Annotated in this window: 22 protein-coding genes and 1 pseudogene; 18 read left to right on the forward strand and 5 right to left on the reverse strand. The window is 62.2% G+C overall.

Annotation, left to right across the window (positions count from 1 at the left end; translation table 11 throughout):
- The first annotated feature begins 53 nt into the window (after positions 1-53).
- From PSH96_RS09035 to PSH96_RS09045, 3 genes are all read left to right on the forward strand, one after another.
- Positions 54-965 (forward strand): LysR family transcriptional regulator, encoded by a 912-nt coding sequence (locus tag PSH96_RS09035; RefSeq protein ID WP_305458703.1) that lies wholly within the window; start codon positions 54-56, stop codon positions 963-965.
- A gap of 118 nt (positions 966-1,083) precedes the next feature.
- A complete protein-coding gene (locus tag PSH96_RS09040; RefSeq protein ID WP_003189932.1) occupies positions 1,084-1,419 on the forward strand; it encodes a hypothetical protein in 336 nt (111 codons plus the stop codon).
- A gap of 71 nt (positions 1,420-1,490) precedes the next feature.
- Positions 1,491-2,381, forward strand: coding sequence for a pseudouridine synthase (locus PSH96_RS09045; RefSeq protein ID WP_305458704.1), 891 nt, complete (start codon positions 1,491-1,493; stop codon positions 2,379-2,381).
- Between the two features lie 56 nt (positions 2,382-2,437).
- On the opposite strand, the gene PSH96_RS09050 is transcribed toward PSH96_RS09045, so the two are convergent.
- Entirely contained in the window at positions 2,438-2,659 is a 222-nt protein-coding gene (locus PSH96_RS09050; protein ID WP_017136187.1) for a YgdI/YgdR family lipoprotein, read from the reverse strand.
- Positions 2,660-2,738: 79 nt separating this feature from the next.
- On the reverse strand, positions 2,739-3,341 hold the full coding sequence (gene mobA, locus PSH96_RS09055; protein ID WP_305458705.1) for a molybdenum cofactor guanylyltransferase MobA: 603 nt from the start codon (positions 3,339-3,341) through the stop codon (positions 2,739-2,741).
- A 76-nt stretch (positions 3,342-3,417) separates the two neighbouring features.
- On the opposite strand from mobA, the gene moaB reads away from it, so the two are divergent.
- Both moaB and glp read left to right on the forward strand, forming a co-directional pair.
- Positions 3,418-3,957: a molybdenum cofactor biosynthesis protein B gene (gene moaB, locus PSH96_RS09060; RefSeq protein WP_056857153.1), complete on the forward strand. Its 540-nt coding sequence runs from the start codon at positions 3,418-3,420 to the stop codon at positions 3,955-3,957.
- Positions 3,958-4,015: 58 nt separating this feature from the next.
- Positions 4,016-5,203, forward strand: coding sequence for a gephyrin-like molybdotransferase Glp (gene glp, locus PSH96_RS09065; RefSeq protein WP_305460018.1), 1,188 nt, complete (start codon positions 4,016-4,018; stop codon positions 5,201-5,203).
- Positions 5,204-5,332: 129 nt separating this feature from the next.
- Here the strand turns inward: glp and PSH96_RS09070 are convergent, their stop codons facing one another.
- Together PSH96_RS09070 and PSH96_RS09075 are read right to left on the reverse strand one after the other, a co-directional pair.
- A complete protein-coding gene (locus PSH96_RS09070; protein WP_305458706.1) occupies positions 5,333-5,662 on the reverse strand; it encodes an EscU/YscU/HrcU family type III secretion system export apparatus switch protein in 330 nt (109 codons plus the stop codon).
- Complete coding sequence (locus PSH96_RS09075; RefSeq protein WP_305458707.1) at positions 5,659-7,236, reverse strand: flagellar hook-length control protein FliK; 1,578 nt, start codon at positions 7,234-7,236, stop codon at positions 5,659-5,661. Before PSH96_RS09075 ends, PSH96_RS09070 begins: the two co-directional genes overlap by 4 nt.
- A 200-nt stretch (positions 7,237-7,436) precedes the next feature.
- On the opposite strand from PSH96_RS09075, the gene ccmA reads away from it, so the two are divergent.
- The 13 genes and pseudogenes from ccmA to phnP all read left to right on the forward strand — a co-directional run bounded on the left by ccmA (position 7,437) and on the right by phnP (position 17,259).
- Positions 7,437-8,072: a cytochrome c biogenesis heme-transporting ATPase CcmA gene (gene ccmA, locus PSH96_RS09080; RefSeq protein ID WP_138451781.1), complete on the forward strand. Its 636-nt coding sequence runs from the start codon at positions 7,437-7,439 to the stop codon at positions 8,070-8,072.
- Complete coding sequence (ccmB, locus tag PSH96_RS09085; protein WP_014717701.1) at positions 8,069-8,737, forward strand: heme exporter protein CcmB; 669 nt, start codon at positions 8,069-8,071, stop codon at positions 8,735-8,737. Before ccmA ends, ccmB begins: the two co-directional genes overlap by 4 nt.
- A gap of 93 nt (positions 8,738-8,830) precedes the next feature.
- Positions 8,831-9,586: a heme ABC transporter permease gene (locus PSH96_RS09090; RefSeq protein ID WP_305458708.1), complete on the forward strand. Its 756-nt coding sequence runs from the start codon at positions 8,831-8,833 to the stop codon at positions 9,584-9,586.
- Complete coding sequence (gene ccmD / locus PSH96_RS09095; protein ID WP_017136196.1) at positions 9,583-9,759, forward strand: heme exporter protein CcmD; 177 nt, start codon at positions 9,583-9,585, stop codon at positions 9,757-9,759. The genes PSH96_RS09090 and ccmD overlap by 4 nt, the downstream gene beginning before the upstream one ends.
- Entirely contained in the window at positions 9,756-10,211 is a 456-nt protein-coding gene (ccmE, locus tag PSH96_RS09100; RefSeq protein WP_305458709.1) for a cytochrome c maturation protein CcmE, read from the forward strand. Before ccmD ends, ccmE begins: the two co-directional genes overlap by 4 nt.
- A gap of 3 nt (positions 10,212-10,214) precedes the next feature.
- Positions 10,215-12,203 (forward strand): heme lyase CcmF/NrfE family subunit, encoded by a 1,989-nt coding sequence (locus tag PSH96_RS09105; protein WP_305458710.1) that lies wholly within the window; start codon positions 10,215-10,217, stop codon positions 12,201-12,203.
- On the forward strand, positions 12,200-12,736 hold the full coding sequence (locus PSH96_RS09110; protein WP_219268110.1) for a DsbE family thiol:disulfide interchange protein: 537 nt from the start codon (positions 12,200-12,202) through the stop codon (positions 12,734-12,736). Before PSH96_RS09105 ends, PSH96_RS09110 begins: the two co-directional genes overlap by 4 nt.
- Positions 12,733-13,206 carry a cytochrome c-type biogenesis protein gene (locus tag PSH96_RS09115; RefSeq protein WP_017136200.1) on the forward strand — a complete coding sequence of 158 codons (474 nt, stop codon included), beginning with the start codon at positions 12,733-12,735 and terminating at the stop codon, positions 13,204-13,206. The genes PSH96_RS09110 and PSH96_RS09115 overlap by 4 nt, the downstream gene beginning before the upstream one ends.
- Positions 13,199-14,383 (forward strand): c-type cytochrome biogenesis protein CcmI, encoded by a 1,185-nt coding sequence (ccmI, locus tag PSH96_RS09120; RefSeq protein WP_305458711.1) that lies wholly within the window; start codon positions 13,199-13,201, stop codon positions 14,381-14,383. The genes PSH96_RS09115 and ccmI overlap by 8 nt, the downstream gene beginning before the upstream one ends.
- A gap of 15 nt (positions 14,384-14,398) precedes the next feature.
- Positions 14,399-14,791: a hypothetical protein gene (locus PSH96_RS09125; RefSeq protein WP_056857144.1), complete on the forward strand. Its 393-nt coding sequence runs from the start codon at positions 14,399-14,401 to the stop codon at positions 14,789-14,791.
- Positions 14,792-15,539: 748 nt separating this feature from the next.
- A pseudogene (locus PSH96_RS09130) lies at positions 15,540-15,947 on the forward strand (amidohydrolase family protein); the annotation flags it as partial.
- Positions 15,947-16,519: a phosphonate metabolism protein/1,5-bisphosphokinase (PRPP-forming) PhnN gene (gene phnN, locus PSH96_RS09135; RefSeq protein ID WP_305458712.1), complete on the forward strand. Its 573-nt coding sequence runs from the start codon at positions 15,947-15,949 to the stop codon at positions 16,517-16,519. The pseudogene PSH96_RS09130 and the gene phnN, both read left to right, overlap by 1 nt.
- Positions 16,510-17,259: a phosphonate metabolism protein PhnP gene (gene phnP, locus PSH96_RS09140; protein ID WP_305458713.1), complete on the forward strand. Its 750-nt coding sequence runs from the start codon at positions 16,510-16,512 to the stop codon at positions 17,257-17,259. Before phnN ends, phnP begins: the two co-directional genes overlap by 10 nt.
- Positions 17,260-18,026: 767 nt before the next feature.
- On the opposite strand, the gene PSH96_RS09145 is transcribed toward phnP, so the two are convergent.
- Positions 18,027-18,722 carry a helix-turn-helix transcriptional regulator gene (locus PSH96_RS09145; protein ID WP_305458714.1) on the reverse strand — a complete coding sequence of 232 codons (696 nt, stop codon included), beginning with the start codon at positions 18,720-18,722 and terminating at the stop codon, positions 18,027-18,029.
- Positions 18,723-18,736 lie beyond the last annotated feature (14 nt).

Here is an 18,736-nt window from a genome sequence, read left to right on the forward strand (position 1 = left end):
CTATTCATTTCTGATATGGTTCGCCCCATTCAATTCAGCGCGTGGGTTTGCTCATGAATTTCAGTTTTCGCCATGTGGAGGTGTTCTGGGCGGTCATGACCACCGGCAGTGCAACCGCTGCCGCTGCTCTCCTGCATACCTCGCAGCCCACTATCAGCCGCGAGCTGAGTCGGTTTGAAACCTTGACCCAGTTGACCTTGTTCAAACGCGCGGGCGCAAAACTGATTCCCACCGAGCATGGCCTTATGCTTTTCGATGAAGTTCAGCGCAGCTATGTGGGCCTGGCGCGCGTCAAGAACGCCGCTGAGGCGATCCGGCACTTTCGCCATGGGCAAATTTCGCTGACCTGCCAGCCGGCGTTTTCGAATGCCTTGCTGCCGCAGGTCTGCCAGGATTTTTGTATTAAATTCCCGGGTGTCAGCATCAATGTTACGCCGCAGGAATCTCCCGCCTTGGAAGAGTCACTGACGGCTCAGCGCTATCATTTGGGGCTGACTGAAACCCTTGAGACGCCACCTGGAACCCACAGCGAAACCTTGTTAAACCTTGATGTTGTGTGTGTCTTGCCCTCTCACCATGCGCTCAATGCAAAAGCCGTCCTCACACCAGAGGATTTCAATGGGCAAAATTTTGTTTACCTGGCGGCTGATGACCCTTACAGGATCAAAACCGACGCGATCTTTCACCAGGCGGGCATTGAAAGACGGCTGGTGGTCGAAACGCATAACGCCAGCGCTGTGTGCGCGACCGTCAACCTGGGTGTCGGCGTTGCAATCGTCAATCCGCTCACCGCGCTGGACTATGTGGGCAGAGGTTTGCAGATAAGGCGTTTTTCCCATTCGATTTCTTACTGTGTGAGTGTCGTACGGCCGTTGCACCGCCCCGAATCGTCCAGCGTCCTCCACTTTGTGGATGTGCTGCGCAGCAATTGTCAGCGCATAAGTGCTCAGTTGCAGAACCTCTGAGCAGACCCACTGGTCGTGCACGAGTGCTCTTGATCGCCCGGGCGCGTTTTCGCGATGGCGAGTTTCCGAATATTACGTTACTGTATGTTTGTACAGTGATTGAATAGAGGGAACGCCCGTGGTGAATGTTGAACAACTGAAAAGCAGCGTCAATCGCATGTCCGCCGACGTCGTGCGCGACGCGGTGAACGAGCTGCGCCTCGACGGCCTGGTCACGGAAGGCAAGACGCCGTTTAACAAAGTGCATTTCAATACCTGCTTTGCCGAGATCGAGGCGTTGTTCCAGCGCGCCGGTTACCACAAGCAGCTGGACGTGGTGGGTTACCAGGGCTTGCTGTACGCGCTCTACGATCCCGGCCGCTGGGAAGCGGTGGACGTGTTGCGTTGGCTCAAGGAATTTACCGAGGCTGCCAGCGCCTCGCCGGTGTTGCGAGCGCAATTGGCCAAGGCCTGAGATCCGCCCTAGGCCCAATCGCGTTCCATGCGGGATAATGCCTGCCGGTTTATCCAGGTTTCGAGCATTGCATGTCCACATCCGCTTTCTCTGCGTCCCAGCATCAAGCCAGCACGTTGTACCTGCCACCCGGCCCCTGGGCGACGGTGCTCGATTGCCTGTGCGAGCACTTTCCGGCGATCAGCCGTGAACACTGGCTGGACCGCGTCGCCCGTGGTCGTGTCTTGGACATCAATGGCCAGCCAATCAGCCTGGACCTCGCCTACAAGGAAGGCCTGTGCATTTACTATTTTCGCGAAGTGCCGAATGAGAAGGTGATCCCGGTTCAGGAAACTATCCTGTATGCCGATGAGCACTTGGTGGTGGCCGACAAGCCACACTTTCTGCCGGTGACCCCGGCCGGCGAATACGTTGAGCAAACCCTGTTGCGCCGCCTGATTCGTCGCCTGGACAACCCCGCGTTGGTGCCCTTGCATCGCATTGATCGGCACACGGCGGGGCTGGTGCTGTTCTCGGCCAACCCGCAAACCCGGTCGGCGTATCAGCAGCTGTTTCCCACACGGCGAATCGATAAATTCTACGAAGCCATTGCCCCGGCCTTACCCGACCTGACCTTTCCGCTGGTGCATAAAAGTCGCCTGGTCGATGGCCAGCCGTTCTTTCGCATGCAGGAAGGGCCGGGCGCCAGCAACACCGAAACGGCGGTGGAGGTGCGCGAGAAAAATGGCGATTTGTGGCGCTACGGCCTGTTCCCCGTGACCGGCAAGAAGCACCAGCTGCGGGTACACATGACGGCGCTGGGGGCGAGTATCTGCAACGACCCGTTCTACCCCGAGGTGCTCAAGGATGCCGAGGACGACTACGCCAACCCGCTCAAACTGCTGGCTCAGGGCGTGCGCTTTATCGACCCGGTGACCGGTGAACAACGCGACTTTCGCAGCCGCATCACCCTCGACTGGTAACCGCCAGAAACAACAAGGCCCGCACATGGCGGGCCTTGTGGGCAAACGCTTAAGACTTACAGGTCTTTAACGGTGCGAACCTGATCCTTGTTGATACGGGTCTGCTTGCCGTCAAGTTGTTCGAACTCGTAGAAGCCCGAAGCCTTGTCGTATTTAGGGGTGTCGACGGCCTGGATTTCGCGACCGTCATTCAGGGTGATCACTGTAGGCGAAGCGCAACCGGCGAGAGTGGCGAGGCCCAGTGCAAGCATGAGAGCGGCGATGGTCCGTTGAGTCATGAGTTTGTCTCCAAGAGAATTCTTTTAAATAGCTGACCTTGTGACGCGCATGGCGTCGACAAAGTTCCTTGTGCGAGGTTCATTCTGACACGCCGGACCCAGGGTGCAACAGCTCGGGTGTATTCAAGTTGGCCAGGCGTGGGTCATCGGCGGGGCATTCCAGGCCCACTGCGCCCAGCTGCACGAAGATCTTGCGCGGGCTGCGCTCACCGGCGTCCCATGCCTGTTGTACCGCGGTTTTGAGGTGGGTGGGGATGATACAGATCAAGGGTTCCCAGAACGCGCCATGGCGTACCATCACCGGCAGCTGCGGGTTGCGGCGTGCCGCCTCACACAAATCGTCCAACAGTCCTACGTCGATGTTGGGTACGTCACACGGCAGTATCAGCACATGCGCATGCTGCGCGGCGGCCAGCCCCGCGCGGATGCCCGCCAGCGGGCCGGGGAAGTCCGGGCTGTCGTCGCTCACCAACTGGTCGGCATACGGCGCGTACTGCTCATGGTTGCGGTTGCACGAAATGATCAAGTCATCGGTGAGTGGGCGGGTCAGGCGCTGCAAATGGGCAACCAACGGCTGGCCGTGCCAGGGCAGCAGGCCTTTGTCCTGGCCGCCCATGCGTTGGCCACGGCCACCGGCCAGCAGCAGGATCGAACAGGGCAGGGGCGAAGAATCAAGCGACATGGTGGTTCCGCTGCGGCAGGCAAATAGGGGCCTGTGATATAACATCGGGCTGTTCATTCGACAACCGGACCGAGCCATGAAAGCCAAGGCTGATGCGCCTTTCGTACCCCTCAATATCGCTGTGCTGACCGTCAGCGACACCCGCACCCTGGACACCGACACCTCCGGCCAGGTGTTCGTCGATCGCCTGACCGCCGCCGGCCACAACCTGGCCGAGCGTGTGCTGCTCAAGGACGACCTGTACAAAATTCGCGCCCAGGTCGCCCACTGGATCGCCGAAGACGTGGTGCAAGTGGTGCTGATCACCGGCGGCACCGGCTTCACTGGCCGCGACAGCACGCCCGAAGCCGTCAGTTGCCTGCTGGACAAGCAGGTCGACGGTTTTGGCGAGCTGTTCCGCCAGATCTCCGTGGCCGACATCGGCACCTCCACCGTGCAATCACGCGCGCTGGCCGGCCTGGCCAACGGCACGCTGGTCTGCTGCCTGCCGGGTTCGACCAACGCGGTGCGCACCGGTTGGGATGGCATCCTTGCCGAGCAACTGGATAACCGCCACCGCCCGTGCAACTTTGTGCCGCACCTGAAGCAGGCCGAACCCTGCGAATCCCGTGGGTAAGCCCTTGGATAAGCCTTTGCATAAGCCCTTGGATAAGCCCGGCAAGACTGGCGCCCTGATGCCGGTAGAAGACGCGCTACGCCAGCTGCTGGACATGGCCGACGCCACGCCGATCCGTGAGCCGCAAGTACTGCCCCTGGCCGATTGCGATGGCCGCGTGCTGGCGCAAGACCTGATCTCCACGCTCGACCTGCCGCCCTGGCCGAATAGCGCCATGGACGGTTACGCCCTGCGCCTGGCCGACTGGACCGGCGAGCCGCTGCCCGTGAGCCAGCGCATCTTCGCCGGCCAGGCGCCGCAGCCACTCGCCGCCGGCACCTGCGCGCGCATCTTTACCGGCGCGCCGGTACCTGAAGGCGCCGATTGCGTGGAGATGCAGGAAAACGCCGTGGTCCACGCCGACGACCGCGTGAGCTTCACCGAGCGTTTGCGGGCCGGCCAGAACATTCGCCCCCAGGGCCAGGAAACCACGGTCGGTGAGTTGGTGTTAAACGCCGGCACTCGCCTGGGCCCGATTGAACTGGGCCTGGCTGCCTCCCTCGGGCATGACTGTTTGAGTGTGGTGCGCCGGGTGCGTGTGGCCGTGCTGTCCACCGGCGACGAACTGATCGAACCCGGCCTGCCGCTGGGGCCGGGGCAGATCTACAACAGTAACCGGCGTGTGTTGTGCTCATGGCTTGCACGCATGGGCTGTGAAGTGATCGATGCCGGGATTCTACCGGATGATCTGGAAAAGACCCGCACACGCCTGGCAAGCCTGGGCAGTGTCGACCTGATCCTGTCCACCGGCGGTGTCTCGGTCGGCGAGGCGGATTTTCTCGGCATCGCCCTGCGCGAAGAGGGCGAACTGGCGCTGTGGAAACTTGCGATCAAACCAGGCAAACCGCTGACCTTCGGGCACTTTCGCGGTGTGCCGGTGATCGGCCTGCCCGGCAACCCGGCCTCGACGCTGGTGACCTTTGCACTGCTGGCCCGGCCTTATCTGCTGCGCCGCCAAGGCGTGCAGGACGTGGCGCCGCTGCGTTTCGAAGTGCCGGTGGGGTTCGTATGGCCTCAGCCGGGTAACCGTCGCGAGTACCTGCGCGGGCGTCTCGAGCAGGGCCGGGCGATTATCTACCGCAACCAGAGCTCCGGCGTGCTGCGCAGCGCGGCGTGGGCCGAAGGGTTTGTGGAGGTGTTGGAGGGTACGACACTCGATATTGGCGACCGCGTCAATTTCATTCCCTTGAGTGAAGTCCTGAACTAGACAGCGTTCAACAATGTGGGAGCGGGCTTGCTCGCGAAGGCGGTACATCAGTCACACATGGGGTGACTGACACAGCGCCTTCGCGAGCAAGCCCGCTCCCACATTTGATTTGTGTACATCTGATAACACTCAGTAATCATCTCCGCGCTCAGTCACATCCCGCTCCACCGGCTCGGCATTCGGGTCATAGCCCACCGGGAATTTGCCCTTGAGCGTCCACGCGAACGCAATAATCTCGGCCACCGTGCGGTACAACTCCTCCGGGATGCTGTCGCCCAACTCCATGCGCGCCAGCAGTTTCACCAGCTCGGCATTCTCATAGATCGGCACTTCATTTTCCCGCGCCAACTTCAAAATGGCTTCGGCCAAGGCATCGTCGCCCTTGGCCGCCAGGGTTGGCGCTTGCTGGCCGTCATACTTGAGGGCAATCGCCTGGCGCGGCGGGGTCGGGTTTTTCATGCGGTTTCATCCACCCAGCGTTGCTCCAATCCGGTTCGTGGCCCGCGTGGCGGGGTGCCGAGGTGGCAGTCCAGGTCGCCGACATTGATACCCGAAGTCACCAGGCGCTCGCGCAAACTGCCCAAATGGCTTTCGATCAGGCTGGCGGTGAACGCGCGCGAGGCCCACAGCTGACTGGACAATTTGCCCTGGGTCAGTTGCGCCTGCACCTGCAACGGGCCCAGTGGCTCCATGTCGAAGGCCAGCTCGACGCGCCAGAGCATTTGCTTGGGGTCTTTCTTGTCCTTGCGCTCCGGTTGGTCCTTGTCCGGCGGCGGTTCTTCACGCTGGAACTTGACCTGCAACGGCACAATGTCCTGCAAGGTGCGCATGGGGATTTCCAGCTGCCAGGTGGTTTGCAGCCGGCCATCGGCGGTGGTGCCGGTTTGCTCCAGGCTCGACAGCTGATGGCTTTGCAGCCGGGAAATCGCCCCGGCGGCCAGACGCAGCAGGTTTTCCAGGTCGCCTTCGCCTGCCAGTTTCGCCATCAGCCGGTCCGGCAGCGGAAAGCCCGCCGGGGCTTGTCGGGCGCCGATCTGGCCGAGTGTGCTGAGCGGGTTACGCACGAAATTGGGCAGTACCTGGGCCAGGGTATTGGCGGCGAGGATGGCGTTCAGATTCGTCGCGGCGGGCAGGGTCGGCAGCAAATCGGCAACCAGGCGCAGCAGCGCGCCCTTCATGTCCAGAGGCGGAATTTGCGGGTCTTGCCCGGCGAGCAATTTGGCCTCAAGAAACACGCCGCTACTCTGTACCAGCTGCGCCAGTACCTTGGGGTTGCTGACTTGCGCCAGGTCGGGCAGGGCGTTGAGCAAGCGCGCGGCGGCGGCGCGCAGGTCGCTGGAGGTGGTGTCGTCGGCAGGCAGGCTTTGCAGCGCGGTGAACAGTACATCCAGCGAGCCTTGGCGACTTTGCTGGGTCGACAGCTGTTGCGCCACGGCCAACTGATCCTTGAGACCGCTTAGCGGCACGAAATTCAGGGTTTGCGCATTCTGCACCACGGCGCTGAGCAAGCTGCCGACCCGCAGCGGTTGCGGGCTTTCCAGGCTCAGTGTGGTGCCGGCCAGGGCGTTATTGAGCACACTGACCAGTGAGCGATAAATCGCCGGTTGCGCCGTGCCTTGCGGCAGCATTTGGGTGGTCAGCACCTTGGCCTGCAACAGCGTGCCCACCGGCATTTGCGTGGTGTCGATGCGCGTCAGTGCGGCCACATTGGCGCTCAAGGCTTGCTGCAAAGTGATGCTCAGGTTGCCGGTCGGCGTCTGGCTCACCGCCACGTTGCTGCCCAGCGGCAACGGCTGGGCACTGCTCGCCTGCACCAAGGTCTGGCGGCCGCCTTCAAGGGTCAACTTGAGCAACAGCTGAAACGCGTCACCGCCTTGTTTAAGTGCAATCACCTCGGCGTTGGCGGTTTTCCCAGGGTCGATCAGGCCGGTCTGCGGCTCCAGCAGTTTCAACAACTCGCCGGTCGGCGGCAGCGGGGCAGGCCCGGGCGTCGGTGCTGGCGGCAGCGTAGGAAGGTTGATCTCACCGGTCATCGTGCGCGTCGTCTCTGGGGAAATTGCCCTCTTTAGAGTAGGGCATCACATGTATAATGCCGCCCGTCTGCAAAGAGAGCGGTAAAAACCTCACAACTATTTGATCCAGCTCTCTAAAATCGGTCGCCAAAGCCGTTATTGTGCATTTCTCTATAACGGCCGCTGCACCGCCGACTTGAACCGTAAAGGCCCGCGATCTTTTGACCAGCCCTCTTCTAGAAGCCGTAGCGCTTGCCTGTGAACGCGACCTGCGCCTGCTGTTCGAGCACCTCGAACTGCGGCTGGCGGGCGGCGACATGGTGCAGATCAGCGGCCCCAACGGCAGCGGCAAGACCAGTTTGCTGCGCCTGCTGGCCGGTTTGATGCAGCCGACGGCCGGTGAGGTTCGACTTAACGGCAAGCCCCTTAACGAGCAACGCACCGAGCTTGCGCGCAACCTGATCTGGATCGGCCACGCCGCCGGCATCAAGGACGTGCTCACGCCGGAAGAAAACCTCAGCTGGCTCAGCGCCCTGCATCATCCGGCGCCCCGCGATGCCATCTGGCAGGCACTGGCCGCGGTCGGCCTCAAGGGTTTTGAAGACGTGCCTTGCCACACCTTGTCCGCCGGCCAGCAACGCCGCGTGGCGCTGGCGCGTTTGTATCTGCCAGGCCCGCCGCTGTGGATTCTCGATGAGCCTTTCACCGCGCTCGACAAGCAAGGCGTCGCCCAGCTCGAAGAACACTTGGCCCAACACTGCGAGCAGGGCGGCCTGGTGCTGCTCACCACCCACCACACGCTGGCGCGCAGGCCCGCCGGTTACCGCGACCTGGATTTAGGGCGGTGGTCGGCATGAGTGTGTTCGCGCTGTTAGTCGCCCGCGAAGCCCGCCTGTTGTGCCGCCGCCCGGCCGAATTGGCCAACCCCTTGGTGTTCTTCGCCATCGTCATCGCGTTGTTCCCGCTGGCGGTCGGCCCCGAGACTAAACTGTTGCAAACCTTGTCCCCGGGATTGGTGTGGGTGGCCGCGCTTTTATCGGTGCTGCTCTCGCTGGACGGGCTGTTTCGCAGTGATTTCGAAGACGGTTCCCTCGAACAGTGGGTCCTTTCGTCGCACCCCTTGCCACTTCTGGTACTGGCCAAGGTGCTGGCACACTGGGTTTTTTCCGGCTTGGCGCTAGTATTGCTCTCGCCGCTGCTGGCGATGATGCTCGGCTTGCCCGTCGAGTGCCTGCCGGTGTTGCTCCTGTCCTTGTTACTCGGTACGCCGGTGCTCAGCCTGTTGGGGGCGGTGGGCGCAGCGTTGACCGTCGGTTTGAAGCGGGGTGGCCTGTTGCTGGCCCTGCTGATTCTGCCTTTGTACATCCCGGTGTTGATCCTGGGCAGCGGCGCCTTGCAGGCCGCGCTCATGGGCATGCCGGCGACCGGTTACCTGCTGTGGCTTGGCAGCCTGACCGCCTTGGCGGTAACCCTGACACCCTTTGCTATAGCGGCTGGCCTGAAGATCAGCGTCGGCGAATAATGAGGTCTGGTTAAGCGACATAATCAGCTCTTCAACATAAGAAAGACCCTGAGCTTTGCGCAATGACGCACAGCCACCGTGATGGAAACAGCAATGAACTGGACCTGGTTTCACAAGCTCGGCTCGCCCAAATGGTTTTACGGCATCAGCGGCAAATTGCTGCCGTGGTTGAGCGTCGCCGCCATTTTGCTGATCGGCATCGGCCTGGTCTGGGGCCTGGCCTTCGCGCCGCCGGACTACCAGCAAGGCAACAGCTTTCGCATCATCTATATCCACGTGCCCGCCGCCATGCTGGCGCAGTCCTGCTACGTGATGCTGGCCGTGTGCGGCATCGTCGGCCTGGTGTGGAAGATGAAACTGGCCGACGTCGCCCTGCAATGCGCCGCGCCCATCGGCGCGTGGATGACCGCCGTGGCGCTGGTCACCGGCGCGATCTGGGGCAAACCCACCTGGGGTTCGTGGTGGGTGTGGGACGCGCGGCTCACCTCCATGCTGATCCTGTTGTTCCTGTACTTCGGCCTTATCGCCCTGGGCAATGCCATCAGCAACCGCGACAGCGCCGCCAAGGCCTGCGCGGTGCTGGCGATTGTCGGCGTGATCAACATCCCGATCATCAAATACTCGGTGCAGTGGTGGAACACCCTGCACCAGGGCGCCACCTTCACCCTCACCGAAAAACCGGCGATGCCCGTGGAAATGTGGGCGCCGCTGCTGCTGATGGTGCTGGGGTTCTACTGCTTCTTTGGCGCCGTATTGCTGATGCGCATGCGACTCGAAGTGCTCAAGCGTGAAGCCCGCACCAGTTGGGTCAAGGCCCAAGTGCAAAACAGCCTGGGAGCGCGCGGATGAACTTCAACTCGTTCAGTGAGTTTCTCGCCATGGGCCATCACGGCCTGTATGTCTGGACGGCCTATGGCATCTGCCTGGCGGTGCTGGCCCTCAACGTCGCCGCGCCGATCCTGGCCCGCAAGCGTTACCTGCAACAAGAGGCGCGTCGTTTGCGCCGGGAGACCGATAAGTGAATCCGCTGCGTAGAAAGCGTCTGTTGATCATCCTCGCCATCATGGCCGGCGTCGGCATTGCCGTGACCCTGGCCCTGAGCGCCTTGCAGCAGAACATCAACCTGTTCTACACCCCGACCCAAATCGCCAATGGCGAAGCGCCAGTCGACACGCGCATCCGCGCCGGCGGCATGGTCGAGAAGGGCTCCTTGAAGCGTTCCGGAGATTCCCTCGACGTGACCTTCGTGGTCACCGACTTCAACAAAGCCGTGACCATCACCTATCGCGGCATCCTCCCGGACCTGTTCCGTGAAGGCCAGGGCATCGTCGCCCTGGGCAAGCTCAACGCCGACGGCGTGGTGGTGGCCGATGAAGTGCTGGCCAAGCACGATGAGAAATACATGCCGCCGGAAGTCACCAAGGCCCTGAAAGACAGCGGCCAATCCGCGCCAACGCCTGCCAAGGAGGGCTAAGCCATGACGTCCGCACTGTTTATTCCGGAGCTGGGCCAGTTGGCGATGATCCTCGCCCTGTGCTTTGCCATTGTCCAGGCCGTGGTGCCGTTGCTCGGCGCCTGGCGCGGCGACCGCCTGTGGATGAGCCTGGCGCAGCCGGCGGCCTGGGGCCAGTTCGCGTTCCTGGTGTTCGCATTCGGCTGCCTGACCTACGCCTTCATGACCGACGACTTTTCCGTCGCCTATGTCGCCAATAACTCCAACAGCGCCTTGCCGTGGTACTACAAGTTCAGCGCCGTGTGGGGCGCCCACGAAGGTTCGTTGCTGCTGTGGGCCTTGATCCTCGGCGGCTGGACCTTTGCCGTGTCGGTATTCTCGCGCCAACTGCCGCAAGTCATGCTGGCCCGCGTATTGGCGGTGATGGGCATGATCAGCATCGGCTTCCTGCTGTTTTTGATCATGACCTCCAACCCGTTCACGCGCATCCTGCCGCAGATCCCGGCGAACGGGCATGACCTCAACCCGTTGCTGCAAGACATCGGCCTGATTGTGCACCCGCCGATGCTTTATATGGGCTACGTGGGTTTCTCCGTGGCCTTTGCGTTCGCCATCGCCGCCTTGCTCGGCGGGCGCCTCGATGCGGCCTGGGCGCGCTGGTCGCGGCCGTGGACCATCGTCGCCTGGGCGTTCCTCGGTATCGGTATCACCCTCGGTTCGTGGTGGGCTTACTACGAACTTGGCTGGGGCGGCTGGTGGTTCTGGGACCCGGTGGAAAATGCTTCCTTCATGCCCTGGTTGGTCGGCACCGCGCTGATTCACTCGCTGGCGGTCACCGAAAAACGCGGCGTGTTCAAAAGCTGGACGGTTCTGCTGGCCATCGCCGCGTTTTCCCTCAGCCTGCTGGGTACTTTCCTGGTGCGTTCGGGCGTGTTGACGTCGGTGCATGCGTTTGCGTCCGACCCGGAGCGCGGCGTATTCATCCTGATCTTCCTGCTGTTTGTGGTCGGCGGCTCGCTGACCCTGTTTGCGTTGCGTGCGCCGGTGGTCAAGAGCCAGGTCGGCTTCAACCTGTGGTCGCGTGAAACCCTGCTGCTGGGCAATAACCTGGTGCTGGTGGTGGCCGCGTCGATGATCCTGCTCGGCACCTTGTACCCCTTGGTGCTGGACGCTTTGAGCGGCGCCAAGCTGTCCGTCGGCCCGCCGTACTTCAACGCGTTGTTTATCCCGTTGATGGGTCTGTTGATGGTGGTCATGGCCATTGGTGTGCTGGTGCGCTGGAAAGACACACCGGTGAAATGGCTGGCCGGCATGTTGATGCCGGTGCTGCTCGGCAGTGTGGCTTTGGCGGTGATCGCTGGTTTCGCTTATGGCGACTTCAACTGGGCGGTGCTCGCCACCTTCCTGCTGGCTGCCTGGGTATTGCTGGCCGGCGTGCGCGACATTTTCGACAAGACCCGTCACAAAGGCCTGATCAAAGGTCTGCCGACGCTGACCCGCAGCTACTGGGGCATGCAGGTCGCCCACATCGGCATCGCCGTGTGCGCCCTCGGAGTGGTGCTGTCCAGCCAGAACAGCGCCGAGCGCGACCTGCGCCTGGCGCCGGGTGAGTCCATGGACCTGGCCGGTTACCACTTTATCTTCGAAGGCGCCAGGCACTTTGAAGGCCCGAACTTCACGTCCGACAAAGGCACTGTGCGTGTGGTGCGCAACGGCAAGGAAGTGGCGGTGCTGCACCCGGAAAAACGCCTGTACACCGTGCAAAGCTCGATGATGACTGAAGCCGGTATCGACGCCGGTTTCACCCGCGACCTGTATGTGGCGCTGGGTGAACCCTTGGGCGACGGCGCCTGGGCGGTACGCGTGCATGTGAAACCGTTCGTACGCTGGATCTGGTTCGGCGGTTTGCTCACCGGTTTCGGCGGGTTGCTGGCCGCGCTGGATCGGCGTTATCGGGTCAAGGTCAAAAGCCGCGTGCGTGAAGCCCTCGGCCTGCAAGGAGCGGCGGCATGAAGCGTTGGTTGATGGTGTTGCCGCTGGCGGCCTTTTTGGTGATGGCGGTGTTTTTGTATCGTGGCCTGTATCTGGACCCGGCCGAGTTGCCTTCGGCGATGATCGGCAAACCCTTCCCGGCGTTCAGCCTGCCGACGGTGCAGGGCGATAAAACCCTGACCCAGGCCGACCTGCTGGGCAAACCGGCGCTGGTCAACGTGTGGGGCACCTGGTGCATCTCCTGCCGCGTCGAGCACCCGGTGCTGAACAAACTGGCCGAACAGGGCGTGGTGATCTACGGCATCAACTACAAGGACGACAATGCGGCGGCCTTGAAGTGGCTGGCCGAGTTCCACAACCCGTACCAGCTGGATATCCGCGATGAGGACGGCAACCTGGGCCTCAACCTCGGTGTGTACGGCGCTCCGGAAACCTTCTTTATCGATGCCAAGGGCGTGATCCGCGACAAGTATGTCGGCGTGATCGACGAAGTGGTCTGGCGCGAGCAACTGGCCGCCAAGTACCAGGCACTGGTCGATGAGGCCAAGCCATGAAGCGTCTGTTAGCCGCTGCTGTGTTGGCACTTGGACTGGTTGGCGTCGCCCATGCGGCCATCGACACCTACGAGTTCGCCAAGGACGGTGACCGCGAGCGTTTCCGCGAACTGACCAAGGAACTGCGCTGCCCCAAGTGCCAGAACCAGGACATCGCCGACTCCAACGCCCCGATCGCCGCCGACCTGCGCAAAGAGATCTTCCGCATGCTGGGGGAGGGCAAGGACAACCAGCAGATCATCGACTTCATGGTAGACCGCTACGGTGATTTCGTGCGCTACAAACCGGCCCTCACCGGCAAGACTGCGCTGCTCTGGTTCGGCCCCGCCGGGCTGTTGCTGGCCGGTGTGGTGGTGATGGCCGTGATCGTGCGCCGCCGTCGCGCCGCGCCGACTGATGGTTCCGATGCGCTCTCCCCGGATGAACGCAAACGCCTCGACCAATTGCTGGACACCAAGACTGATGATTGATTTTTGGCTAGCAGCAGGGTTGCTGCTCCTGATTGCCCTGAGTTTCCTGTTGATCCCTGTACTGCGCGGCCGCCGTGCCCAGCGTGAAGAGGATCGCACCGCACTGAACGTGGCGCTTTATCAAGAACGCGTGGCCGAGCTGCAAGTGCAGCAGGACGAAGGCGTGCTGAATGCCGCCCAGCTCGACACCGGCCGTGCCGAGGCTGCGCGCGAGTTGCTGGCTGATACTGAAGGTGTGGAAAAGCCGCGTGAATCGCGCCTGGGCAAACCACTGCCGTTGTTGGCGGCGTTTCTCGTGCCGGTCCTGGGCGTTGCGCTGTACCTGCATTACGGGGCGAGTGACAAGGTCGAACTGACCCGCGAATTCTCCCAGCCGCCGGTGTCGATGCAAGACATGACCCGCCGCCTGGAGCGCGCCGCCGCCGCTCAGCCGGACTCGGCGGAAGGCTTGTACTTCCTCGGCCGCGCCTACATGGCTCAGGACCGTTCGGCCGATGCCGCCAAGATCTTCGAACGCACCGTCGCACTCGCCGGTCGCCAGCCCGAACTGCTCGGCCAGTGGGCGCAGGCGCAGTACTTTGCCGACAACAAACAATGGTCGCCCAAGGTGCAGGCGCTGACCGATGAAGCCTTGAAGCTCGACCCCAAGGAAGTCACCAGCCTCGGCCTGTTGGGTATCGCCGCCTTTGAAGGCCAGCGTTATCAGGAAGCCATCGACTACTGGAACCGCCTGTTGGCCCAGTTGCCACCGGAAGACAACTCCCGTGTCGCGCTGCAAGGTGGCATTGACCGCGCGGCCGAGAAGCTCAAGGAAAGCGGCGGTACCGTTGCGGCAAAAACGGTGATGAAAGTCCGCGTGGACCTGGCACCGGAGGTGAAGGCCAAAGCCCTGCCCACCGACAGCGTGTTTATCTTCGCCCGTGCGGTAAACGGCCCACCGGCTCCGCTGGCAGCCAAGCGCGTCACCGTGGCTGAACTGCCGGTTACCGTCGAGCTGGGCGATGCGGACGCAATGATGCCGCAGTTGAAACTGTCGAACTTCCCCGAAGTCCAACTGGTTGCGCGCATATCCCGGGCCGGTCAGCCGACCACTGGCGAGTGGATCGGCCGCAGCCAACCCTTGGCCAGCAGCACCACTGCGCTGCAGCAGCTGACCATCGACACTCCGGACAAATAATTCGAGGAAACGCCTATGACCGCATTTGCACGCATCACCCTGCTCAGCCTGGTACTCGGCTTGAGCGCTTGTGCGGTCCACCGGCCTCCCGCGCCCACCGGCCCGACCATCCCGCCGTCAGGGCCAGCGACCCAGCCGGGCACCAAGCCGTCCGGCCCGGTAACGCCGCCGCCGAAACCAGTGCCAAGCAAATCACCAACCTTCGCCCCGCCGCCTGGGGCTGCCAGCCACTGGGACGGCAAGATGCAGGTGTATGTGCTGGATGAACAGCCCGACACCTTCTACCGCCAGCGCACCTACTACCGCTGGAGCAACGGCTGGAGCCGCTCCATCAGCCCGAACGGGCCGTGGGAAGACACCGATGTGCACGGCGTGCCGCCGGGGTTGAGCAAGCAGTACGCGCAATAACAAAAGGCGACCTTTGAAAGGTCGCCTTTTTCATACCTTTGAAATACATCCTTCCAAACACTGAAGATCAACTGTGGGAGCGGGCTTGCTCGCGAAAGCGGCGTGTCAGTCACTGAAAATGCTGGCTGATGCACCGCATTCGCGAGCAAGCCCGCTCCCACATTTCGATCTTCATTCGGCCTGATGCTTACGTCAGTTTGATCGTTCCTACGCGCAGCAAAGGAATGCAAACGCAATCCCCTTGTGGGAGCTGGCTTGCCTGCGATGGCGGAGGGGCAGTTGGCAGATGGGTAGCTGACACACCGCCATCGCAGGCAAGCCAGCTCCCACAGGGGTTCACCGCGCTATCAAGCGACGGGGCACTCCCGATTCAGCGCTTGATCCACCAACAGTCGTTGATTTTGCAACGACTCGAGAAGGTTAGCGGTGGGCTTTGCTCGGACGCAACCCGAAAACTTTGTAGGGCATGTCCTAAAAAGAGGGCAGCTAAAGAGGGTGAGCTATACGCAGGTTGGTCGACCGGGCAATGGGAAACCCGGCAGGGCTTGGCCCTCCTGCGTACGGCTCGGTCCACATAATGCAGAGCGGTTAAATGAATGGGCGTAGGGAAAGTCTTGTTTACCGATCGTTCCCATGCGCAGCAAAGGAATACATCCCGTGACGCTCTGCGTCACCGTTGCGCAACCCTTTGCCTGATTCGGGACGCAGAGCGTCCCAGGCGGCATTCCCACGCGTGGGAACGATCGGCTATGGCATGACCATCGCCGAATTCCCCACCACGCTGGAGGCGGCCAAGGGCTGCCAGGCACTGAACATGAAAGTGCTGATGGGCGCGCCGAACGTGGTGCGCGGCGGGTCGCACTCGGGTAATGTGGCCGCCGCCGGCCTGGCTGTCGAGGGATTGCTGGATATACTTTCCAGTGATTACTACCCGGCCAGCCTGTTGCAGGCGGCCTTTGTGCTGGCCGATCAACAGGATGGCGGCGACCTGTCGCGGGCCGTCAAGATGATCAGCCTGGCGCCTGCGCAAGCGGCGGGCCTGGCGGATCGCGGTGAAATTGCGCTAGGCCTGCGAGCGGATTTGGTGCAGGCCCGCCGCTGCGAGGGGCTTGCTGTGGTGCAACAAGTCTGGCGACAGGCGAAGAGGGTGTTTTGATGGCAGGCAGGTTGATCTATCTCATCGGGCCATCCGGTTCGGGCAAGGACAGCCTGCTGGATGCCGCACGCCCGCGCTTGGCCGAGCGCGGCTGCCGCATTGTGCGCCGCGTGATCACCCGTTCGCCGGAAGCGGTGGGCGAGGCCGCGCAAGGGGTGAGCCCGGAACAGTTCGCCGCGCTGCTGGCCGAGGGCGCGTTTGCCCTCAGCTGGCAGGCCAATGGCTTGTCGTATGGCATTCCCAAGGCCATCGACGAATGGCTGGCGGCAGGGGACGATGTGCTGGTCAATGGCTCGCGTGCGCACTTGGCGCAAACCCGTGAGCGCTATCCGAGCTTGCTGGTGCTGCTGTTGACGGTGGATCAGGCCGTGTTGCGCCAGCGCCTGACGGCGCGCGGGCGCGAGTCCCAGGCCGATATCGAGGAACGCCTGGCGCGCAATGCGCGGTTCACCGCCGATTTGATCGCGGGCAATGGCGCCGGCTTGTTCGTGCTCGACAATTCCGGCCCGCTGGAAAACACCGTCGAGCGTTTGCTCTGCTGTCTCGATCACGGGCATCCCGCATGCGCCTGACCTTGCTGGGCACTGGTGACGCGCGGCAAGTTCCGGTGTATGGCTGCGAGTGCGCGGCGTGCGGTTTGGCGCGCACCGATGCCAGCCTGCGCCGCCGCCCGTGCAGCGCGTTGATCGAGTGCGGCGACCAGCGCTGGTTGATCGACAGCGGCTTGCCCGACCTCTGTGAACGCTTCCCGCCGCGCAGCTTCAACGGGATTTTGCAGACCCACTATCACGCCGATCACGCTCAGGGTTTGTTGCACCTGCGCTGGGGCCAGGGCTTGATCATTCCGGTACACGGCCCCGCCGACCCGGAGGGTTTATCCGACCTTTACAAGCATCCGGGCATTCTCGATTTCAGCCAGCCGTTTACCGAGTTTGAAACACGCACGTTTGGCGAGTTGAGCGTCACTGCATTGCCGTTGCAGCATTCAAAGCTGACCTTGGGTTATCTGCTGGAAGGCGAGGGGCGGCGCATCGCCTACCTCACCGACACGGTGGGCTTGCCGCCGGCCACGCGGGCCTGGTTGCAACGGGAGCCGTTGGACGTGTTGGTACTTGATTGCTCCATGCCGCCGCAGCCGCAAGCGCCGCGTAATCACAATGACCTGACGCTGGCGTTGCAGAGCATTGGGCAGACGGGGGCGAAATTGGGCGTGCTGACCCATGTAGGGCATACGTTGGATGCCTGGTTGCTGGAGCACCGACGCGAGTTGCCACGGCATGTGACGGTGGGCTGGGATGGCCGGATTATTTGAACCCCGCATAACCCTGTGGGAGCTGGCTTGCCTGCGATGCAGACACCGCAGTACATCAGGTATACCGAGGTGTCTGCATCGCAGCATGGGTATTGCTGCGCTGGGCGTTCTTCGGTGGTGTACATATCCGTTATTTAGGTAACGGCGGCCTATGGTTCCGCTCTTACAGCGGGTCACTTTTGCAAGGACGCAAAAGTAACCAAAAGGTCCTCGCCCCAACACTCGGTGCCTCGCTATGGCTCGGCATGCCCGCAATCCGCCAGTGATTTGGGGGGCCGCCGCGCTGGGCCATCCTTGGCCCAGCGCGGCTAAACCGGCATCCCTGCCGGTTTACCCCCCAAATCACTGTCGAATTGCGGCCGTCGTGTTTGACGGGGCGATTTCAGATCAAGATCAAGATCACAAGCGCCAGATCAAAAGACCGCTGACTTCGTCAGCGAAAAGGATGTAAGGGCCAGATCAACAGCAACAGCAACAGCAACAGCAACAGCAACAGCAGAGCCATACTCGGTCAAAGGTGGGAGCTGGCTTGCCTGCGATGGCATCAACTCGGTGTGCCTGATGTACCGAGGTATCTGCATCGCAGGCAAGCCAGCTCCCACAGAAAAGCAGTTCTTCGGTGCATGCAAATCCGCAGCCGACCTCATATTCAAAACTGCATGCGGTCAACTGTGGGAGCGGGCTTGCTCGCGAATGCGGTGTGTCAGTGACAGATGAGTTGACTGACCCACCGCATTCGCGAGCAAGCCCGCTCCCACCTTTGGTCTTTATTGTCCGGCAGTGTGTATTCCAAAGCGCGCTGCAAACACCTTGCGCCCCTTGGCCGTGACGCCCAGCGCGCGGCTGTCCAGATCCTGGGTGACCCACCCACGACGAATCACGCACTGCAAAACCGCTGCGCCTAATGCCCCAGCCAAATGCGGGCGGCGCATGCTCCAGTCCAGGCAGGCACAAGCGAAACGCCGACGCTGCGCGCGCAACGCAGGCAGATCCAGCCCCAACGCGATCATCGCGGTTTCGCCGGGCGCCGTCAGTGTGTAGGTGCCGTCGCCAATCAGCCAACCACATGCGATGAAATGGTCGTGCAGTTGCACCGCCAGCGTCCCGGCCATGTGGTCGTAGCAGGTGCGTGCGAGCTGCAGGCGGTTGGGCGTGCTGGGGACAAATGCCTGGGCGGTGTTGCGGCTGATCACCATCAACCCTTCGATGGCCTGGGCCACGTGCGCGCCGGCGAGGCTGTAGTAACGGTGGCGGCCCTGGGTGTGCAGCGTGAGCAGGCCATCGTCCTTGAGCCTGGCCAAGTGGGCGCTGGCCGTCGAGGTGCTGACGCCGGCAATCACGGCCATCTCGGTGCTGGTGCGCGCATGGCCATCCATCAAGGCGCAGAGCATTTTTGTGCGCGCAGGCTCTGCTATTGCACCGGCGATTTGTGAGAGTGCCGCGTCATCATCAAAGGCGTTCATATTTCGTTCCTGAA

Origin of the sequence: Pseudomonas sp. FP2338, assembly GCF_030687515.1 — a bacterium.
GTDB classification, from domain to species: Bacteria; Pseudomonadota; Gammaproteobacteria; order Pseudomonadales; family Pseudomonadaceae; genus Aquipseudomonas; species Aquipseudomonas salomonii.